At 75.1% G+C, this 20,391-nt stretch carries 12 protein-coding genes; all 12 read left to right on the top strand.

Annotated features, from left to right (window positions below):
• On the top strand, positions 1–1,362 hold a 1,362-nt coding region (locus tag ACFU7Y_RS04705), incomplete at its 5' end, for a helix-turn-helix domain-containing protein (RefSeq protein ID WP_380766475.1).
• Between the two features lie 281 nt (positions 1,363–1,643).
• Positions 1,644–2,036 carry a cobalamin B12-binding domain-containing protein gene (locus ACFU7Y_RS04700; RefSeq protein ID WP_374120160.1) on the top strand — a complete coding sequence of 131 codons (393 nt, stop codon included), beginning with the start codon at positions 1,644–1,646 and terminating at the stop codon, positions 2,034–2,036.
• Positions 2,033–3,364, top strand: a complete 1,332-nt coding sequence (locus tag ACFU7Y_RS04695) for a methylaspartate mutase (protein WP_380766474.1) — start codon at positions 2,033–2,035, stop codon at positions 3,362–3,364. The genes ACFU7Y_RS04700 and ACFU7Y_RS04695 overlap by 4 nt, the downstream gene beginning before the upstream one ends.
• Positions 3,365–3,491: 127 nt before the next feature.
• Positions 3,492–4,484, top strand: a complete 993-nt coding sequence (locus tag ACFU7Y_RS04690; protein WP_224284629.1) for an asparagine synthetase A — start codon at positions 3,492–3,494, stop codon at positions 4,482–4,484.
• 230 nt (positions 4,485–4,714) lie between these two features.
• Positions 4,715–5,977, top strand: coding sequence for a glutamate synthase-related protein (locus tag ACFU7Y_RS04685; RefSeq protein ID WP_380766476.1), 1,263 nt, complete (start codon positions 4,715–4,717; stop codon positions 5,975–5,977).
• Between the two features lie 163 nt (positions 5,978–6,140).
• Positions 6,141–10,829, top strand: coding sequence for an amino acid adenylation domain-containing protein (locus tag ACFU7Y_RS04680; protein WP_380766473.1), 4,689 nt, complete (start codon positions 6,141–6,143; stop codon positions 10,827–10,829).
• 32 nt (positions 10,830–10,861) lie between these two features.
• Positions 10,862–15,325 (top strand): amino acid adenylation domain-containing protein, encoded by a 4,464-nt coding sequence (locus ACFU7Y_RS04675; RefSeq protein ID WP_380766472.1) that lies wholly within the window; start codon positions 10,862–10,864, stop codon positions 15,323–15,325.
• A gap of 9 nt (positions 15,326–15,334) precedes the next feature.
• A complete protein-coding gene (locus ACFU7Y_RS04670; protein ID WP_380766471.1) occupies positions 15,335–17,080 on the top strand; it encodes a non-ribosomal peptide synthetase in 1,746 nt (581 codons plus the stop codon).
• Positions 17,077–17,856 (top strand): thioesterase II family protein, encoded by a 780-nt coding sequence (locus ACFU7Y_RS04665; RefSeq protein WP_380766470.1) that lies wholly within the window; start codon positions 17,077–17,079, stop codon positions 17,854–17,856. The genes ACFU7Y_RS04670 and ACFU7Y_RS04665 overlap by 4 nt, the downstream gene beginning before the upstream one ends.
• Positions 17,856–19,040 carry a cytochrome P450 gene (locus ACFU7Y_RS04660; RefSeq protein WP_380766469.1) on the top strand — a complete coding sequence of 395 codons (1,185 nt, stop codon included), beginning with the start codon at positions 17,856–17,858 and terminating at the stop codon, positions 19,038–19,040. The genes ACFU7Y_RS04665 and ACFU7Y_RS04660 overlap by 1 nt, the downstream gene beginning before the upstream one ends.
• Positions 19,041–19,145: 105 nt before the next feature.
• Positions 19,146–19,358, top strand: coding sequence for an MbtH family protein (locus tag ACFU7Y_RS04655; RefSeq protein ID WP_380766468.1), 213 nt, complete (start codon positions 19,146–19,148; stop codon positions 19,356–19,358).
• Between the two features lie 8 nt (positions 19,359–19,366).
• Positions 19,367–20,362: a TauD/TfdA family dioxygenase gene (locus ACFU7Y_RS04650; RefSeq protein ID WP_224283907.1), complete on the top strand. Its 996-nt coding sequence runs from the start codon at positions 19,367–19,369 to the stop codon at positions 20,360–20,362.
• The last annotated feature ends 29 nt before the right edge of the window (positions 20,363–20,391 follow it).

The raw sequence follows: 20,391 nt of genomic DNA, 5'->3' as shown, positions 1-20,391 counted from the left end.
CGCCCAGCGCTGACGCCGCCGCCGGACCCGCCCCCAGGAGGAGTCCGGACCACGAAGGGCAGACCAGGCATGGACGGCGGGCAGTCGGTGCAAGCGGTGAGAACGGCGGCGGGCTTCGGCGAGCTGCTGCGGCTACGGCGCGAGCGGGTCGGACTGACCCAGCAGTGCCTGGCCGATCACGCGACCCTGAGCGTACGGGCGATCCGGGACATGGAGAGCGGCCGGGTGCGCCGGCCCCGCAACGAGACCGTCCGGCTGCTGGCGGACGCGCTGCGGCTGGAGGGCCGCAGCCGGACGGACTTCGAGGAGGCCGCCCGCCGGCACCCGCTCGCGGACGAGCCGGTGGCCGAGCCGGCCGCCCCGCCGGTGGCGCGCGGGGCGATCGTCGGCCGGGAGGCGGAGGCCGAGGTGCTGGCCGACGCCTTCGCCGTGCACGGGGACCGGCTGGTGTCGCTGGTGGGCCTCGGCGGGGTGGGCAAGTCCCGGCTCGCCCTGGAGGTGGCCCGCCGGCTGCACCTGGCCGTCCGCTGGTCGGTGCGCTGGGTGGACTGCGGTGGTGGCCCGCACCCCTGGCGCGGACGGCTGGACGACCTCGTCCGGGACATCGGCGACCGGCCCGCCCTGCTGGTGCTGGACGGCGCCGACGGCGGGGTGGACGCCGGGCAGCTGGACGGGCTGTTCCACCACTGCCCCGGGCTGCGGGTGCTGATCACCGCCCGGGAGGCCCGGCCGCTGCCCGGCGGCCAGGTCATCCCGCTCGCGCCGCTGCCCGTCCCGGCGCCCGAACTCGATGCCGAACCGGAGGCGTTGGCGCAGGTCGGGGCCGTCCGGCTGTTGCTGTCGCACCTGTGCCGACTGCGTCCCGGCTACACCCTGGAGCGCTCCGAGGCGCCCGCCGTCGCGGAGCTGTGCCGCCACCTGGACGGCCTGCCGGGCGCGTTGGAGCGGGCGGCGGGGTGGGCGCTGGTGCAGTCCACCGCCCAGTTGGTGGCCCGGCTGGGGGCCGTCCCGTTCACGCTGGCGGCGCCGCCGGTGGTGTTCGGCGCGCGCGGTGACCTGCGGGACGAGGTGGAGCCGGCCATCCGGCAACTGACGGACCGTCAGCGCGCCCTGCTGGAAGTGCTCGTGGACGAGCCGGGGGACTGGTCGGGGGAGGATGCGGTGGTCCGCAGCGGCTGGGCGCTGCAGACCTGCCTGGCCACGGTGCACGAACTGCTGTCGCGCGGGCTGATCCGTAGTGTGCCCGCCCGGGACGGCGTGCGCTTCACGGTGCTCAACCTGTGCCGGCGCCTCGTCCGGGAGGAGCCCGCGGTCCGGCTCGGTTCGGGCGGGGACGTTCCGCTGCTGGCCGTCGCGGGCTGACCGTCGAGGGGGCGTGCGTCGCGGGCCGGCCGGTGCGGACCGGCCGCGCCGCGCCGCGGCGGCCGGGCGCCGATCCCGCCGATCCCGCAGATCCCGCTGATTCTGCCGCTTAATGCCGCAGGAGCTGCCGCTTGCCGGGCCCGATCGTTCCTAGCGTTCTCCGTGGGCGGGGCCGCCGCGACACGCGCGCCGGAATGCCATCGACGATCTCTACCGATGAGGGCTGAGTTGTGGAGCACGGAAATGCCGAACAGAACGGTCTGGACGTCGTCGTGACGACGATGGCCTCGGATTCGCACACCTGGAACCTGGTGTTCCTCCAGTTCCTGCTGGAGGAGATGGGCCACCGGGTGACGAATCTGGGCGCGTGCGTCCCGGACGCGCTGCTGCTCTCCGAATGCCGCCGGACGGAACCGGACCTGATCGTGATCAGCAGCGTCAACGGGCACGGCCACCAGGAGGGCCTGCGGGTGATCCAGGCCCTGCGTGCCTGCCCGGAACTGCGGGGCACCCCGACCGTCATCGGCGGCAAGCTCGGCATCGCCGGAGCCGACGACCCCGACCGCGAGCGGACCCTGCTGGCGGCCGGCTTCGACGCGGTCTTCGAGGAGGGCGCCGCGGTGGCCGGGTTCCGCGAGTTCGTCGGCGGACTGCGCTCCAGGGTCCTGCTGTGACCGGTCCTGCCGGGTCGGGTCCTGCCGGGACGGGCTTCGGCGCGTTCGTGGCGAAGGCCGCCGAGGCCGGCGCCCTCGTGGTCCAACCCCGGATGGGGATGGCGGACGCGGCCCGGATGCGGGAGGGCCTGCTCGCCACCCGGGCGGCGGCCGCCGTCACCGTCGGCACCATCACCCTGGACAGCTACACCCGCACCGGCGACCTCGCGGCCGCGCGGCGCGCCCTGGCCGTCGGGGCGGGCCTCAACGGCTACCCGATCGCCACCCACCCGGTCGAGGTCACCCGGGCGGTGCTGCGCGGAGTGGCGGACGCGGGCTTCCCGGTGCAAGTCCGGCACGGCTCGGCCGCACCGGAGCGGATCTTCGAGGCGCTGCTGGCGGCCGGTCTCGACGCCACCGAGGGCGGACCGGTCTCCTACTGCCTGCCGTACGGCCGCACCCCGCTCCACGAGGCGGTGGCCCGCTGGCGGCGCAGCTGCGAACTCCTGGCAAGCATCCGGGAGTTCGGTGCCGAGCCGCACCTGGAGACGTTCGGCGGCTGCCTGATGGGACAGCTCTGCCCGCCCTCGCTGCTGATCGCCGTCAGCGTGCTGGAGGCGCTGTTCTTCCGTCGGCACGGCCTGCGCAGCATCTCGCTCAGCTACGCCCAGCAGGCCAACGCCCGCCAGGACGAGGAGGCGCTGGCCGCGCTCGGCCGGATCGCGGGCGAGCTGCTCACGGACGTCGACTGGCACCTCGTGGTGTACGCGTACATGGGCGTGTTCCCGCGCTCGCCCGGCGGCGCGCGGCTGCTGCTGGAGGACGCGGCGCGGCTCGCGGTGCGCGGCGGCGCGGCCCGGCTGATCGTCAAGACCACGGCCGAGGCGCACCGCATCCCGACCGTCGCCGAGAACGTCCGGGCGCTGGAGACCGCCGCCGCGGCCGCCACGGCGGAGCGGGCCCGCCCGCGGCCCGCCGCGCCGCCGGACACCGGGATCGAGGCCGAGGCCAGGGCGCTGATCGGCGCGGTGCTCGACCTGGACGCCGACCTCGGGCGGGCCCTGGTGCGGGCGTTCGCGGCCGGCTACCTGGACGTGCCGTACTGCCTGCACCCCGACAACGCCGGGCGGACCCGCAGCTCGCTGGGCCCGGACGGGCGGCTGCACTGGTCCGCCGTCGGCTCGATGCCGATCGCGGGGCTCGTCGAGCGCGGCCGCGCGCCGATCCTGGGCTCGGCCGGGCTGCTGGCCGCCCTCTCCCACGTTCAGCGGGGCTACGACGGCCGGGCCGCGTATGCGTCCGCATCCGTGACCGCGGCCGCGGCCCGAGGCCTGCCCGCGGTTCGCTGACACGCCCGGCGCGCCGACGCGCCGGCCGAGCCGCCGGGCCGTCCGCCCGGCCGGCGCTCCACGACAGACGACCGCCCGCGCTCACGACGGCGGACCACGGACACCCCGAGAGAAGAGGACCCCGACCATGCCCGACACCACGCCCCTGCCCCCGACCGACCCGGGGCGGCACCTGACCGCGCCGGCCACCCGCAGCGCGCTGCGGATCCAGCAGCACCTGCTGACCGCCGCCCGCGAGTTCCTGCGCGGACGGGGCTTCACCGAGCTGCTGCCGCCGATCATCGGCCCGGTCACCGACCCCGGCGCGCGCGGCTCCAAGCAGGTGGACATCGACTTCTACGGCCACCGCTACAAGCTGATGACCAGCGCGATCCTGTACAAGCAGGCCTCGCTGCTCGCCTTCGACAAGATCTTCTGCATCGCCCCGAACGTCCGCCTGGAGCCGCTGGAGACCGCCGGCACGAGCCGGCACCTGGCCGAGTTCCACCAGCTGGACGTGGAGGTCGCCGGTGCGAGCCGGGACGACGTCGTCCGGCTGGCCGAGGAGCTGGTGGTGCACACGGTCGGCAGCACGGTGCGCGAACTGCCCAAGGAGTTCGCCGAACTCGGCCGGGACCCGCAGGCGTTCGCCGACCTCCTGAAGGGATCCTTCGGCCGCGTCCGGCACGCCGAGGCGGTCGCCGAACTGCGCGGCATCGGCCACCCGCAGAGCGCCGAGGCCGAACTCGACTGGGAGGGCGAGGCGTTGCTGTCCGCCCGGCGCGACCGGCCGTTCTTCGTCACCGACTACCCGAAGGGATCGCGCGGCTTCTACGACCGCGAGCACCCGGACGACCCGGGCCTGCTGCGGAACTTCGACCTGCTCGCGCCCGAGGGCTACGGCGAGCTGTGCAGCGGCAGCCAGCGCACCAACGACTACGCGGAGATCATCACCCGGATGAGGGAGACCGGCGAGAACCCGCAGAAGTACCGCTGGTACCTGGACCTGGTGCGCGAGGGCGTGCCGGCCAGCGCGGGCTTCGGCATCGGGGTCGAGCGGCTCACCCGGTACGTCGCCGGGCTGGACGCCGTCTGGCAGGCCAGCGCGTTCCCCAAGGTCGCGGGGGTGGTCTCGCCGTGAGCGAGCGGAGCGAGCTCACCATTGAGAGGGGCGAGTGGGCGAACGCCCCTGCCGAGCGCGGCGAGGTGGGCGGCGTGAGCGAGCGGAGCGAGCTCACCATCGAGAGGGGCGAGTGGGCGAACGCCCCTGCCGAGCGCGGCGAGGTGGGCGGCGTGAGCGAGCGGAGCGAGCTCACCATCGAGAGGGGCGAGTGGGCGAACGCCCCTGCCGAGCGCAGCGAGGTGGGCGGCGTGAGCGACCTGACCGCGCCCGATTTTCCGGAGGAGGAGGTCCGGCGGCGGGCCCGTGCCGGGGCGGCCGCCGCGTTCCCTCCGGCCGAGGAGTACGGGCACGTGCTCTTCGGGGCCGGCCGGCCCGAGCAGGCGGCGCCGCCCGACGCCCTCGACGCCCTGCGGATCGTCCCGCCGCTGTTCCTGCCGCAACGGCTCGCCAAGCTGATCGACCTCGGCCGCGAGCCCGACTACCGGGACGTCGAACTCGCCACCACCGTCGGCGGATTCGCCTCGGCGCTGCCGGTGTACGTCTCCGCGACCGGCTCCACCCGGGCGGCCGGCGGTGACCTCGGGCTGGCCCTGAGCCGGCAGGCCGGGGCGCTCGGGATCCCGATGGTGATCGGCGAGAACGTGGTGCCGGTCAACGGCTACGGCCGGCTCGGCGAGGCGGCCGACCGCACCCTGCTCGGCCGGCTGCGCGCCTACAGCGAGGAACTTCCGGACGGGCTCGGCGGCGTGGCCGTCCAGCAGAGCACCGAGGACGCCGACGCCGAGGTGTGGAACCTCGTCCACAGCGATCCGGCTGCCCTTCCGCTGCTCGAATCCGGGCGGCTGGCCTTCGAGTTGAAGGTCGGCCAGGGCGCCAAGCCGGGCCTGGGCGGGATGACCGTGCTGGACGCGGATGCCGCCGCCGCGCTCGGCGACCGCTTCGGACTGGATCCGCTGTTCGGCGACGGGCGCGTGCTGCGCGCCGCCACCCCGGGCACCTTCACCGCGGAGATCCTGCGCCAGCAGATCCGGCTGATGCGCAACAACTACCCGCGGGTGCGGATCTGGGTGAAGCTCTACCCCGGCCGGGACGTGGCCGAGGCCGCCCGGGTGGCGCACGAGGCCGGGGCGGACGCCGTCGTGGTGGACGGCGCGGAGGGCGGTACCGGCTGGGCGCCGGGGGTGTTCCTGCCGCACGTCGGCCTGCCGCTCGCGGAGTGCCTGCGCCGGCTGGCGGCCGCGCCGCCGCCCTCCCTGCTGGTCTCCGGGCGGATCTGGGAAGGCGCCCGGGCGGTCAAGAGCCTGGCGCTGGGGGCCCGTGCGGTGGGCCTGGGGCGGGCGGCGCTGCTCGCTGTCGCGGAGGACCCGGAATCCGGGCTCCGCCGTTTCACGGAATGTCTCTCGCTGGAACTCCGGATGCTGATCAGTGCGCTCGGGAAATACGCTCCGCAGGCCCTGGACCGGGAGGACGTCTGGTCCCCCGAGGGGTCCGGAATTCCGGTCGGCCGGTAGTCGACGACCCGCGCGGAATTCGGCACCGAGAAACTGCCGATTTCCTTCCCGTTCTTCTGCCGATAGGGCCGTCGAATTCCTCCTATCGTCAATCTCGTCGCCGTTCTCTCTCACGATCTGGGGCTGGATGATGTCCTCACGCGGTTTTCCCGTCGAATTCACGGTGCCCGCATTCGCGCCGTTCGCCTCCGCCGCCGCCCGCTTCCCGGAGCGGCCCGCCGTCCGGGCCAGCGGCCGGACCGTCAGCTACCGGGAGCTGGACGGCCTGACCGCCGCCCTCGCCGCCCGGCTCGCCCCCGGGCGGACGGTCGCCGTCACCGGCCGCGACCGGCTGGACCACGTGGTCGCGCTGCTGGCGGTCCTGCGGGCGGGGGGCACCTACCTCCCGCTGGACCGGGAGGCCCCCGAGGAGCGCAACCGCTGGATCGCCGAGGACGCCGGCGCGGACCTCGCCTTCGACGGCGAGGAGATCACCGGGCTCGGCGACGGGACGGGCGTGAGCGCGGGCGCCGGCTACGTCATCTACACCTCCGGCACCACCGGCCGCCCCAAGGGCGTGCACGTGCCGCTCGCCGCGCTCACCGGCCACCTGGCCGCCGTGGTCGAGACCTTCGGCCTGACCGAGCACGACGTGGTGCTCCAGTTCGCCCGCCCGACCGTGGACGTGGCCGTGGAGCAGGTGCTCGGTGCGCTGTCCGCCGGGGCCTGCCTGATCCTTCCGGAGCAGCGACTCCTCGCCCCGGCCGCGCTGCTGGACCTGCTGGACGCCGAGGGCGTCACCGTCGCCAACCTGGCGGCGGGCTACTTCCAGGACGTGGTGGCGGCCCTGGGCGGCCGGGTGCCGCGCACCCTGCGGCTGATGATCTCCGGCAGCGACAAGCTGGAGCCCGCCACCGCCGCCGCCTGGTGGTCGGCGACCGGGGTGCCGTTGCTGAACGCGTACGGGCCGACCGAGACCGTGGTCACCGCCACCACCCACCGGTCGGCCGGTGATCAGTCGCAGGCCCGCGTGCCGATCGGCATCGCGGTCGGCGGGCGGCGACTCCACGTGCTCGACGAGAAGCTGCGCCCGGTGCCGCCCGGCGAGGCCGGTGAACTGTACGTCGGCGGGCCGCTGTTGGCCTCCGGCTACCTCGGCCGCCCCGGCCTCACCGCCGGCCGCTTCGTCGCGGACCCGTTCGCGGCACCCGGCGCGGAAACGGGCCCGCACGGAGCCCGGGGCGCCCGGATGTACCGCACCGGCGACCTGGTGCGCCGCACCACCGAGGACGGCCCGCTGGAGTTCCTCGGCCGCAGCGACCACCAGGTGAAGATCCGCGGCTTCCGGGTCGAGCCCGGCGAGATCGAGCAGGTGCTGGCCGGCCACCCGGGCGTCACCGGCTGCGTGGTGGTCGCACACGAGGGCCGGCTGGCCGCGTACGTCACCGGCGCCGCGCCGGGGTACACCGAGGCCCGGGCCTGGCTGGCCGAGCGGCTGCCCGAGCACATGGTCCCGGCGACGCTGACCGCACTGGAGGCCTTCCCACTGACGGCCGGCGGCAAGGTGGACCGCGGGGCGCTGCCCGCGCCGCGGACCGTGCCGGAGGGCAAGCCGGCCGGCCGGCCGCCGCGCACCCCCGCCGAGCAGCTGATCGCGGCGGTCTGGGCGGACGTGCTCGGGGTGCCGGAGGTCGGCGCCGACGACAACTTCTTCCACCTGGGCGGCGATTCGCTGACCGCCGTGCGGGTGGTGGGCCGGGTCTTCGACGTCTTCGGCATGGTGTCGCCGTACACCATCTTCGACGCGCCGACGCTGGCCGAGTTCGCCGCCGCGGTGACCTCCGCGTCCGGCGGCGAGCGCCCGGCCCTGACCAGGAGCGGTGCCACCGGGGCTCCGCTGTCCAAGTTCCAGCGCGGCCTGTGGTTCCTCGACCAGTGGAACCCGGACGCCCCGACCTACGTGGTGCCCTGGGTGTTCCGCTTCTCCGGGCCGGTCGACCCCGAGCTGCTGCGGCGGGCGCTGGCGGGGGTGGTGGTGCGGCACGAGAGCCTGCGGACGACCTTCGAGCTCGCCGAGGACGGTCCGCGCCAGGTCGTCCACCCCGCCGTGGAACTGCCGTTCACGCTCACCGAGACCACCGCCGACCGGGTGGACGCCCTGGTCGCCGAGGCCGCGCTGGAGCCCTTCGACCTGGAGCGGGGGCCGCTGGTCCGGGCGCGGGTCTTCCGGGCCGGCGGGGCGACCACGCTGCTGCTGCTCCTGCACCACATCGTCTGGGACGAGGGCTCGCTGCCGGTCCTGGAGGCCGAACTCCAGGAGCTGTACACGGCGTCGGCCGAGGGGCGCCCCGCCGAGCTGCCCGAACTCGCCGTCCAGTACGGCGACTACGCCGCCTGGCAGTACCAGGACGACACCGCTGAGCGGCAACTCGACTACTGGCGCGAGCAGTTGCGCGATGCGCCGACCGCGCCGGCACTGGAGCCGGACCGCCCCCGCCCCGAGGAGCAGGGCTTCCGCGGAGCCTTCCACCGCTTCACCATGCCGGGCCCGGTGGCCGAGGCCGTCCGGGCGCTCGCCCGCAGCGAGGACGCCACCCCCTTCATGGTGCTGCTCGCCGGGCTGGCGCTCACCCTGCACCGCCGCTCCGGGCAGCGGGACCTGGTGCTCGGCTCGCCGGTGAACGTCCGCGGCCGGTCCGAACTCGACGGCCTGATCGGCTACTTCGTCAACCTGCTGCCGCTGCGGCTGAAGCTGGAGGAGGGTGCTTCCTTCCGTGAGCTGGTCCGGCACGTGCGCGAGGTGTCGATCGGCGGCTACCGGCACCAGGAGGTCCCCTTCGACGACATCGCGAACGCCGTGCTCGACGAGCGCCCCGAGGACCGCAACCCGCTCTGCCAGGTGCTGCTGGAGCTGCACCCGCTGGACCCCCGGCCCTTCACGGTCGGCGGGCGCGCGGTCACCCGCGCCCTGCACTCCAACCCGGTCTCCCGCTTCGACCTGTCCGTCTCGGTGGACGACCTCGGTACCGGCTTCACCGGCCGCTTCGAGTACGACAGCGACCTCTTCGCCGCTGCCACCATGGCCGGTCTGTGCGAGGAGTGGCTCGGCACCCTGGCCGCCGCCGTCGAGGTCCCGGTGCACGCCCTGTTCGAGGCGCAGGCCGCCCGCGACCCACAGGCCGTCGCCCTGGTCTCCGGCGAACGGACCGTCGGGTACGGCGAGTTGAATGCCGCCGCGAACCGGCTCGCCCGCCACCTGGCGGGCCTGGGCATCGGCCGCGGCGACACGGTCGCCGTGCTGGCCGAGCGCGGCCCCGAGCTGGTCGTCGCGTTGCTGGCGGCCCTCAAGGCCGGCGCCGCCTATACCCTGCTCGACCCGGACTTCCCGGCCGAGCGGCTGGCCGGCGCGGTCGCCGACACCGGCGCCGCCACGGTGGTCACCCACCGGCACACCACCGTGCCGTTCGCCGTCCGCAGCCGGGTGGACCTGGACGCCTCGGCCGCCGAACTCACCCGGTACGCGGCGCACGACCTCGGCCTGCCGGTCGACGGCGCCGACCTCGCCTGCGTGATGTTCACCTCCGGCTCCACCGGCCGCCCCAAGGGCGTCGGTGTCCCGCACCGCGCGCTCACCACCACCTACCTCGGCCAGGACTACGCCCGCTTCGGCCCGGACGAGGTCTGGCTGCAGTGCTCGCCGGTCTCCTGGGACGCCTTCGCGCTGGAGCTGTACGGCGCGCTCTGCTTCGGCGGCCGCTGCGTCCTCCAGCCCGGTCAGCGCCCGGACCCGCAGACCATCGCCGAGCTGACCCGCCGGCACGGTGTCACCCAGCTCCAGCTCTCCGCCAGCCTGTTCAACTTCTTGCTGGAGGAGTTCCCGGAGACCTACGACGGCCTGAAGCTCGCCTTCACCGCCGGTGAGCGGGCCTCCGTCACCCACGTGGCCAAGGCCCTGGAGAACCACCCGGGCCTGGTGGTCGCCAACGGCTACGGTCCGGTGGAGAGCCTCGGCCTGACCACCTGCCACCACGTCACCCCCGCCGACCTGACCGGCGGCTCCGTGCCGATCGGCGCCTCGCTCAACGGCAAGGGCATCCTCGTCCTGGACGAGCGACTGCGCCCCGTCGAGCCCGGCGCGACCGGCGAGCTGTACGCCACCGGCGGCGGCCTCGCCCACGGCTACCTCGGCCGGCCCGGACTGACCGCCGAACGCTTCGTCGCCTCCCCGTACGGCGCCCCCGGCGAGCGCCTCTACCGCACCGGGGACCTCGGCTTCGTCAACGCCGAGGGCCTGCTGGAGGTCACCGGCCGGATCGACGACCAGATCAAGGTCCGCGGCTTCCGGGTCGAGCCCGGCGAGATCGAGGACGCGCTCACCCGCCACCCGGCCGTCCGGGAGGCTGCCGTCGCCGTCCACGAGCCGGCCCCGGGCGACCGCCGGCTCGCCGCCTACGTCACCGTCGGCACCGGCGCACCCGACCCGGACGCGCTGCTCGACCACCTGGCCGCCCTGCTGCCCGAGCACCTGGTGCCCGCGACCCTGGACGTCCTGGACGCACTGCCGCTCAACCACAACGGCAAGGTGGACCGCAGGGCGCTGCCCGCCCCCGCCGGACGCCGGGCCGCCGGCGCCGCCGACGCCGTCGACCCGCTGACCGCGGCCGAACGGCTGGTCGCCGACGCGATGCGCGAGGTCCTGGACCTCGCCGAGGTCGGCCGCGAGGACAACTTCTTCCGGATCGGCGGCAACTCGCTGGCCGCCGTCCGGGTCGCGATGCGGCTGTCCCGGGAGACCGGCAGCCGCGTCCCCCCGCAACTGGTGTTCCGGGCCCGGACCGTGAGCGCCATCGCCGAACGGCTGGCCGCCCGGTGACGGGCCGTACCGCACACGAAGGGAACGAGGCCGTGAGCCCGTCCGACCACCCGGCGCGCACCGCGCCCGTCTCCGGGCTGCAACGCGGCCTCTGGTTCCTCGACCGCCTCGACCCGCGGGCCGTCACCTACTGCACCCCCTGGACCGTCGACGTCACCGGCCCGCTCGACCTCGCCCTGCTCCAGCGCGCACTGGACACCGTGGTGGCCCGGCACGAGACGCTGCGCACCACCTTCGCGCTGCACCCCGACGGCCCCCGCCAGCAGGTGCACCCCACCCTCGCCGTGCCGCTCACGGTGACCGACCTGCGCCCGCTGAGCGGCCCCGGGCGGCAGGAGCGCCTGGAGGAGCTGCTCGCCGCCCGCTGCGCCGAGCCCTTCGACCTGGCCACGGGCCCGCTGCTGCGCGCCGAGGCCTTCCGGCTCGCGCACGAGCGCACCACGGTGCTGTTCACCGTCCACCACATCGTCTGGGACGGCTGGTCCGCCGAGGTCTTCGAGCGTGAACTCGCCGCGGTGTACGGCGCCGCGGTGGAGGGCCGGGAGGCCGAACTGCCGGAGCTGACCGTCCAGTACGCCGACTACGCGCAGGCGGAGCTCGGCACCTCCTTCGAGGAGCACCTGACCTACTGGAAGGAGCAGCTGGACGGCGCACCCGCCCTGCTGGAGCTGCCCACCGACCGGCCCCGGCCCGCCGAGCGCGGCGCGGCCGGCCGGACCGAGGAGTTCGGCCTCGCCCCCGGTACGGCGGCGCGGGTCCGCGCCCTGGCCGAGGCGGAGGGCGTCACCCCGTTCACCGTCCAGCTGGCCGCCTTCGCCCTCCTGCTGAACCGCTGGACCGGCGCCGACGACCTGGTGGTCGGCACCCCCGTCACCACCCGCGACCGCCCCGAACTGGAGCACCTGCTCGGCTACTTCGTCAACCTCCTGCCGCTGCGCCTGCGGCTCGCGCCCGCGCTGAGCTTCCGGGACCTGCTGGAGCACGTCCAGGACGTCGCCTTCGAGGCCTACGGCTACCTCGACCTGCCCTTCGACCAGATCGTCGACCGGCTCGGCGCCGCCCGCAGCGCCCAGCACCCGCCGCTGGTCCAGGTGGTGTTCGGCGCCCACGGCGAGGACCGCACCCCGCTCGCGCTCGGCCCGGCGGCCACCGCCCGGAGCCGGGTGCGCTCCAACGGCACCAGCAAGTTCGACCTCACCTGGTCCGTCTTCGACGGCGGCGAGAGCGGCGGCCCCGACGGCGAGCTGCGCGGCGAGGCCGAGTACCGCAGCGAGCTGTTCGACCCGGAGACCGTCCGCCGGCTGGCCGCCGAGTTCGACACCCTGCTCACCGCGGCCCTGGACGACCCCGACGCCACCGTGCTGCGGCTGACCACCCGCGCCGCCGGGGCCGCCCGCGCCGCCGGGGCCACCGAGACCCCCGGCCACTGCCTGCACCACCTGTTCGAGCGGGCCGCCGACGCCCACCCCGACCGGCCCGCCGTCAGCGACCCCGACCGCACCCTGAGCTACGCCGAACTGGACTGCCGGGCCAACCGCCTCGCGCACGCCCTGCGTGCCCGCGGCGCCGGCCCCGGGGACCGCGTCGGCATGCTGCTGGAGCGTACCGCCGACGTCCTGGTCACCGTCCTCGGCGTGCTCAAGACCGGTGCCGCCTACGTGCCCGTCGACCTGGCCGCGCCCGCCGACCGCGCCGCGCTGGTCTTCGGCGACACGGGCGTCACCCTGGTCGTCACGGACCGCGCGGACCGGGTGCCCGACGGCCCCTGGCAGGCCTACGACCTGACCGCCGAGGCCGCCGACCTGGCCGCCCGGCCGGACACCCGCCCGCCGGCCGCCGGCCGCCCCGGCGACGTCGCCTACGTCATCTTCACCTCCGGCTCCACCGGCCGCCCCAAGGGCGTCGCCGTCGCCCACGAGCACGTCAGCCGGCTGATGGCGGACGGCGAGCGGCACTTCGGCTTCGGCCCGCAGGAGACCTGGACGCTCTTCCACAGCTACGCCTTCGACTGGACGGTCTGGGAGATGTGGGGCGCCCTGCTGCACGGCGCCCGACTGGTCGTCGTCCCGTACGTGACCAGCCGCTCGCCGGAGGAGTTCGCCCAGCTGCTGGAGGAGGAGGACGTCTCCTGCCTCTGCCTCACCCCCTCGGCGCTGCGCCAGCTGGAGCCTGTGCTGCGCCGCAGCCCGCGCGCCCTGCCCGCGCTGAAGTGGATCATGCTCGGCGGGGAGGCGCTGGACCCGGCCGTCGTCCAGCGCTGGTTCGAGCTCGACCCGCCGCCCCCGGCCCGGCTGTGCAACCTGTACGGCATCACCGAGACCACCGTCCACGTCACCACCCACGACCTGGCCGGCAGCACCGGCTTCGAGCGCAGCCTGATCGGCACGCCGATGCCGCACCTGAGCGCCCAGGTCCTGGACGACTGGCTGCGGCCGGTGCCGCCCGGCGCGGCCGGCGAGCTGTACATCGGCGGCGGCAGCCTCGCCCACGGCTACTGGGGCCGCCCCGGCCTCACCGCCGGCCGCTTCGTCGCCGACCCGTACGGCCCGCCCGGGGCCCGGCTCTACCGCACCGGCGACGTCGCCCGGCGACTGCCCGGCGGCGGGCTGGAGTACATCGGGCGCGCCGACTTCCAGGTCAAGCTGCGCGGCTTCCGGATCGAACTCGGCGAGATCGAGAACGCCCTCGCCGCCCACCCGGACGTGGACGCCTGCGTCGTCACCGTGCACGAGGACCGCCTCGCCGCGTACGTCACCGGGCGCGAGCCGGCCGACGTCCGCGCCTTCCTCGGCCGTTCGCTGCCCCCCTACATGGTCCCGGCGAGCTACACCGTGCTGGAATCGCTGCCGCTCACCGTCAACGGCAAGGTGGACCGCGCCGCCCTGCCCGCCCCCGGCCAGCGCAGCACCGCGACCGGAGGCCGCCATGTCGAGCCGCGCACCCCGGAGGAGGAGGCCTTCGCCGCCGTCTGGACGGAGGTCCTCGGGGTGGACGGCATCGGCGTCCACGACGACTTCTTCCACCTCGGCGGCGACTCCATCCGGGCCGTCCAGCTGGCCGGCGCCCTGCACGAGCGCGGCTGGGGGCTGAGCCTGCGGGACGTCTTCAACGCCCCCACCGTGGCCGCCCTGCTGCCGCTGGCGAAGCCCGTCACCGAGGACCCGGACGCCCACGAGCCGTTCGCCCTGATCACCCCGGAGGACCGCGCCGACCTGCCGCCCGGCCTCGTCGACGCCTACCCGATGGTGTCCATGCAGCTCTCCATGGTCTTCCACATGGAGATCGCCGGCGGCACCGACAGCTACCACAACGTCAACTCCTACCGGATCTCCGGCGACCTCGACGAACAGGCCTTCCGCCGCTCCGTCGCGGAGGCCATGGACCGCCACGCCGTGCTGCGCACCGGCCTGGACCTGTCCGGCTACGGCGAACCGCTGCAACTCGTCCACGGCCGGCTGCCCGCCCCCGTGGAGTTCGCCGACCTGCGCGGCGAAGCCGACCAGGACGCGGCGATCCGCGAGGTGTTCGACACCCACCGGTGGACGCCCTTCGACCTCACCGCCCCGCCGCTGTTCCGGATCACCGTGCAGCGCCTCGCCGAGGACGCCTTCCAGCTCACCGTCTCCGAGCACCACGCGATCCTCGACGGCTGGAGCTTCACCTCGCTGCTCACCGAGATCCTGGAGCGTCACACCGCCCTCGCCGCCGACCCGCTCGGCGCGCCCACCCCGCCGCCGCGCACCGCCTTCCGCGACTTCGTGGCCGTCGAACGGCAGGCCGCCGGGGACGAGCGCTCGCTCGCCTACTGGCGCGAGCGGCTGTCCGGTGTCAGCGGCCAGCTGTTCCCCGGCAGCGAGTCCGTGCACGAGGCGCCGCGCACCGTCGAACGGGTGCTGCCCGAGGCACCGGAACAGCTGCGGACGGTCGCCGACGCGCTGGGCGTGCCGGTCAAGTCGGTGGCGCTCGCGGCCCACCTGCACGCCCTCGCCGCCGTCACCGGGAAGCCCCGGGTCACCACCGGACTGGCCGTCAACGGCCGGCTGGAACGGCTCGGCGGCACCGAGGTGTACGGGCTGTTCCTCAACACCGTCCCGCTGAGCTGCGAGCCCGGCGACGACCTGCTCGCCCTGGTCCGCGAGGTCCACCGGGAGGAGCTGGACATGATGCCGCACCGCCGGGTGCCCTTCGCCCGCCTCGCCCGGCTGATGACCGACACCGCGCTGGACAGCCAGTTCGGCTACCTGCGCTTCCACGCCCTCGGCCGGCTCAGCTCGGCCCGCATCGTGGACGGCCGGATCGGCACCGAGCCGACCCTGCGCCACGAGCCCAACAGCTTCGCCTTCGGCGCCTCGGTGATCCAGGACCCGGTCACGCAGCGGGTGCTGCTCGCCGTGGACCACCAGCGCTCGCTGGTCGCCGACAGCACCGCCGAGCAGTTCATCGACACCTACGACGCCGCCCTGCACACCATGGCCGCCGCCGCCCGAGCCCTCTGAGGACCCGTCATGACCGATCTGCTGGACCGCCTGCGCGACGCCGTCGCCGCCCACCCCGAGCGCACCGCCGTCCTGGCCGGCGCCGACCGCCTGGACTTCGCCGGACTCGACCGCCGCACCGCCGCCCTGGCCCGCGCCCTGCGCGCCCTCGGCGTCGGCCGCGGCGACCGGGTCGGCGTCCACCTCGGCCGCACCGCCGACCTGCCGGTCGCCCTGCTCGCCGTCTGGCGGGCCGGTGCCGCCTACGTCCCGCTCGACCCGGCCTACCCCGCCGAGCGGCTCGCCTTCATGGCCACCGACGCCCGGCTCGCCGCCCTGATCAGCGCCGACGGCCTGCCGGCCGCCGAGGGCGTGCCGGTGCTGCGCCCGGACGCCGCAGCCGACGGGCCCGAGCTGCCGGCCGGGGCCCACCCGCTCGACCCGGCCTACGTCATCTACACCTCCGGCTCCACCGGCCGGCCCAAGGGCGTCGAGGTGCCGCGCGGCGCCGTCGCCGGACTGATCGAGGGTCTGGAGGCCACCGGCGCCCTGCGCGCCGAGCCCGGCGTGGTCGGCTGGAACGCCAGCATCTCCTTCGACGCCTCCGTCCCGCAGTGGAGCCGGATCTGCCGCGGCGACACCGTTCTGGTCATCGGCGAGGAACACCGCGCCGACCCGGCCCGGCTGGCCGCCCTGCTCGCCGAGCACGCCGTCACCGACTTCGACCTGACCCCCTCGCACTGGGAGCTGCTGCGCGAGCCGTTCGCCGGCGCCCGGGTGCCGCGGCTGTTCATGGGCGGCGAGGCCGTCCCCGAGCGCACCTGGCGGGAACTGGCCGACGGCGGCATCGACGCCCTCAACCTGTACGGGCCCACCGAGTGCACCGTCGAGGCCGTCACCGCGCCGATCAGCGGCCCCGGCCCGCACCTGGGCGAGCCGATGCCCGACGTGCGCCTGTACCTGCTGGACGAGAAGCTCGCCCCGGTCCCCGACGGCGTGGTCGGCGAGCTGTACCTGGCCGGGCCCGGGCTCGCCCACGGCTACGTCGGGCGGCCCGGACTGACCGCCGAGCGCTTCGTCGCCGACCCGTCCGGCGGGCCCGGCGCCCGGATGTACCGCACCGGCGACCAGGCCCGGCGCGGCGAGGGCGGCCGGCTGGAGTACGTCGGCCGGGTGGACCGGCAGGTCAAGCTGCGCGGCTACCGCGTCGAGCTCGGCGAGGTCGAGCACGCCCTGGCCGGACTGGCGGGCGTCCGGGCCGCCGCCGTCACCGTCCACGAGCCCGCCCCCGGCGACCGCAGGCTCGCCGGCTACGTCACCGGCTCCGTCACCGCCGCCGAGCTGACCGAGCGGCTGCGGGCCACCGTGCCCGCGCACCTGGTGCCCTCGGTGATCACCGTGCTGGACGCCCTGCCGCTCACCCCGAACGGCAAGGTCGACCTGGCGGCGCTGCCCGCCCCGGCCGCTGTCGAGGAGGGATCACCGGCGAGCGCCGGGGGAGTGGCGGAGCAGGTCGCCGAGGTCTGGAGCACCGTGCTCGGCGTCACCGACGTCCGGCCCGGCGACGACTTCTTCTCGCTCGGCGGCCACTCGATCGCCGCGCTGCGGGTCGTCCACCTGCTGCGCCGCCGCCTCGGCATCGAACTCCAGCTGCGCCATCTGCTGGACTCGGCCGACCTGGCCGCCTTCACCGCCACCGTCGAACGGGCCGTCGCGGCCGGCACCGCCGCCCCCCGGCCCGCCCTGACCGCCCGTGCCAGGGTGGTCGGCGCATGACCACCGCACTGCGGGTACGGCCCCGCGTCGAGGGCGACTGGCTGTTCGTCCCCGTGCCCCAACCGCACCGCCCGTACCGGCTGTTCTGCTTCCCCCACGCCGGCGGCGACGCCACCGCCTACACCCCGCTCGCCCGCGCCCTCGCCCCGGCCGCCGAGGTCTGGGCGCTGCGCCCGCCCGCCCGCGGCGGCCGGCTCGGCCACCCGATGCCCGCGAGCTTCGACCTGCTGGTCGACGCCGTCCTGGAGGCCCTCACCCCGCACCTGACCGGCCGGTTCGGCTTCTACGGGCAGAGCTTCGGCGCCCTGCTCGGCTACGAGGTCGCCCGGGCGCTGCCCGCCGCGCGGCGGCCCGAACTGGTCGTCGCCGCCTCCGCCTCGCCGCCCGCCGCCTGGGCCGGGGCGGACCGCCCGCAGCACACCGCCGACGACCTGCTGCGCCTCGCCGGAATGGGCGAACTCGTGGCGGGCGACGTCGATCTGAAGGAGCACGCGCTGCGCGGCATCCGCACCGACCTGGACGTGGTCGACACCTACCGGCCCCGCCCGCACCCGCCGATCGGCTCCGCCCTGCACACCGTCGTCGGCGTCGAGGACCCCCTCCTCGCCGCCGGCGGCCTCGAAGGCTGGGCCGCCCACACCCGCGGCGCCCACGGCCACCACGTCGTCCCCGGCGGCCACCTGCTCGCCACCGTCGACGGGCCCGGCCCGGTCGACCTGCTGACCTCCCTCATCGCGCGGCCCGGCGCCGCCCACCAGCCCACGACGGAGCACTGATGACAACCACCACCGCGGTCGACCTCACCGACCCCGACCTCTGGGCCCGCCCCGACACCCCCGCGCTGGTCGCGGAGCTGCGCCGGGAGTCCGCCGTCCACCTCACCGACACCGTCGACGACGGGCCGGTCTGGTCGGTGCTCTCCTACCGGCACTCCGCCGAGGTGCTGCGCAACGCCGCCGTCTACAGCTCCGAACAGGGCTCGCTGCTCGGCGCCGGCGAGGGCAACGTCCCGGTCGGCTCCGGCCGGATGATGGCCCTCACCGACCCGCCCCGGCACCGCGAACTCCGCGCCCCCGCCAACCCGTTCTTCTCGCCCGGAGCCGTGCGCGGAGCCTCCCGGGGCATCGCCGAACTCGCCGCCTCGATCGTCGGGCAGGCCGTCGAGCAGGGCGAGGTGGACCTCGTCGACGCCGTCTCCGCGCTGCCGCTGTCCGTGATGTGCGACCTGCTGGACGTCCCGGAGGCGGACCGCGACATGGTCGTGCGGGTCTGTGACGTCGCCTTCCTCGGCCGCACCCCCGAGGAGCGCCGGGCCGGCCACCAGCAGCTCATCCCGTACCTGCTGCACCAGGTGATGCTGCGGCGCAGCGACCCGCGCGACGACCTGATCAGCATGATGGCCACCTACCGGGTCGGCGGGAAGCTGCTGCCGATCGAGGACGTCGTCCTCAACCTGGACAACATCGTGGTCGGCGGCGTCCAGACCGTCCGCCACACGGCCGCCATGGGCCTGCACACCCTGGTCCAGCACCCGGACCTGTGGCGGCGGTTGCAGCGCGGCGAGGTCGGCATGGACTCGGCCCTGGACGAACTCCTGCGCTGGACCTCGGTCGGACTGCACACCCTGCGCACCGCGAGCCGGGACACCGAACTCGACGGCCGCACCATCCGGCGCGGCGACCGGGTCGCGGTCTGGGTCTGGTCCGCCAACCGGGACCCGGAGGCCTTCGAACGGCCCGAGGAGATCCTGCTCGACCGCGCCCCCAACAAGCACCTCGCGCTCGGCCTCGGCGCCCACTACTGCGTCGGCGCGCCGCTGGCCAAGGCCGAACTCGGCGGCCTGTTCACGGCGATGCTGGAGCGCGTCGCCACCATCGAGCCGACCGGGCCGGTCACCCACAACCGCTCGATCATCAACTTCGGCCTGGACCGCTTCCCGGTCCGCCTCACCCCCCGCTGAACCACCCGGCAGTCCCCACGGCCCAACTGCCGCGTACCTGCCGCGACTCCTGCCCTTCGGCCGCACGGCCCGCGCCTACCTTCGAAGCAACCCAAGGAGGACACCATGAGCAACCCGTTCGAGGACGACAACGCCGGCTACCTGGTGCTGGCCAACGACGAGAACCAGCACTCGCTGTGGCCGGTCTGGATCGACGTGCCGGCCGGCTGGTCCACCGTCCACGGCGAGGACACCCGCCAGGGCTGCCTCGACTACATCGAGGCCAACTGGACCGACATCAGGCCCGCCAGCCTGGTCGCCGCCCTCGCCGACCGGTGACCGCCACCATGCCGACCTGGGAACTGAACCCCGGCCGCCCGGCCCTCGCCCACGCGCCGCGCACCGCCGGCCTCGGCGAGGCCTGCGAGTGGCTGCGCGAGAACGAGACCGCGCTCACCGAAGCCCTGCACCGGCACGGCACGATCTTCCTGCGCGGCCTGCCGGTCGCGAGCACCGAGGACGTCGCGGCCGTACGGGACGTCCTCATCCCCGAGCGCACCCCCTACCGGGAGAAGGCCACCCCGCGCAGCGACTACGGCAACGGCGTCTTCTCCTCCACCGACCTGCCGCCGGCCCAGCCGATCCGGATGCACAACGAGAACAGCTACACCCTCACCTTCCCCGGCCGGCTGCTCTTCGCCTGCCTGACCGCCCCCGAGGAGGGCGGGGCCACCCCCACCGCCGACTGCCGCCGGGTGCTCGCCCAGTTGCCCGCGCACCTGGTCGAGCGGATGCGGACCTCCGGCTGGACCCTCACCCGCAACTACTCGGACTACGTCTCCCTCGGCTGGCGCACCGCCTTCGCCACCGAGGACCGCTCCGAGGTCGAGGCGTACTGCCGGGAGAACGGCATCACCTGGGAGTGGCTGCCGGACGGCAACCTGCGCACCGGCCAGCTGCGCCCCGGCACCATCCACCACCCGGCGACCGGCGAGGAGGTCTGGTTCAACCACCTCGCCTTCTGGAACGAGTGGTCGCTCGACCCGGACATCCGCGAGGCGATGACCGACGAGTTCGGCCCGGACGGCCTCCCGTTCAACACCGGCTTCGGCGACGGCGAACCGCTGGAGCGGGCCGACGTCGACGCCCTCAACGAGGCGTACCGGGCCGCGACCGTGCGCGAACGCTGGCAGGTCGGCGACGTGATGCTGGTCGACAACGTGCTCTGCGCCCACGGGCGGGACCCGTACCGCGGCGACCGCAGGATCGCCGTCTCGATGGGCCGGCCGCTCGACGTCCTGGACTGCCGGCCCAGCGTCCGGCCCACCCTGGCCGCCGCCTGAGCCCCGCCCCCGAACAGCCCGTGCCGTGA

The organism is Kitasatospora sp. NPDC057542, assembly GCF_042801945.1.
In the GTDB taxonomy this organism is placed as follows: domain Bacteria; phylum Actinomycetota; class Actinomycetes; order Streptomycetales; family Streptomycetaceae; genus Kitasatospora.
The sequence above is the reverse complement of the archived record's forward strand: the minus strand, read 5'-3'. Positions and strand labels throughout refer to the sequence as shown.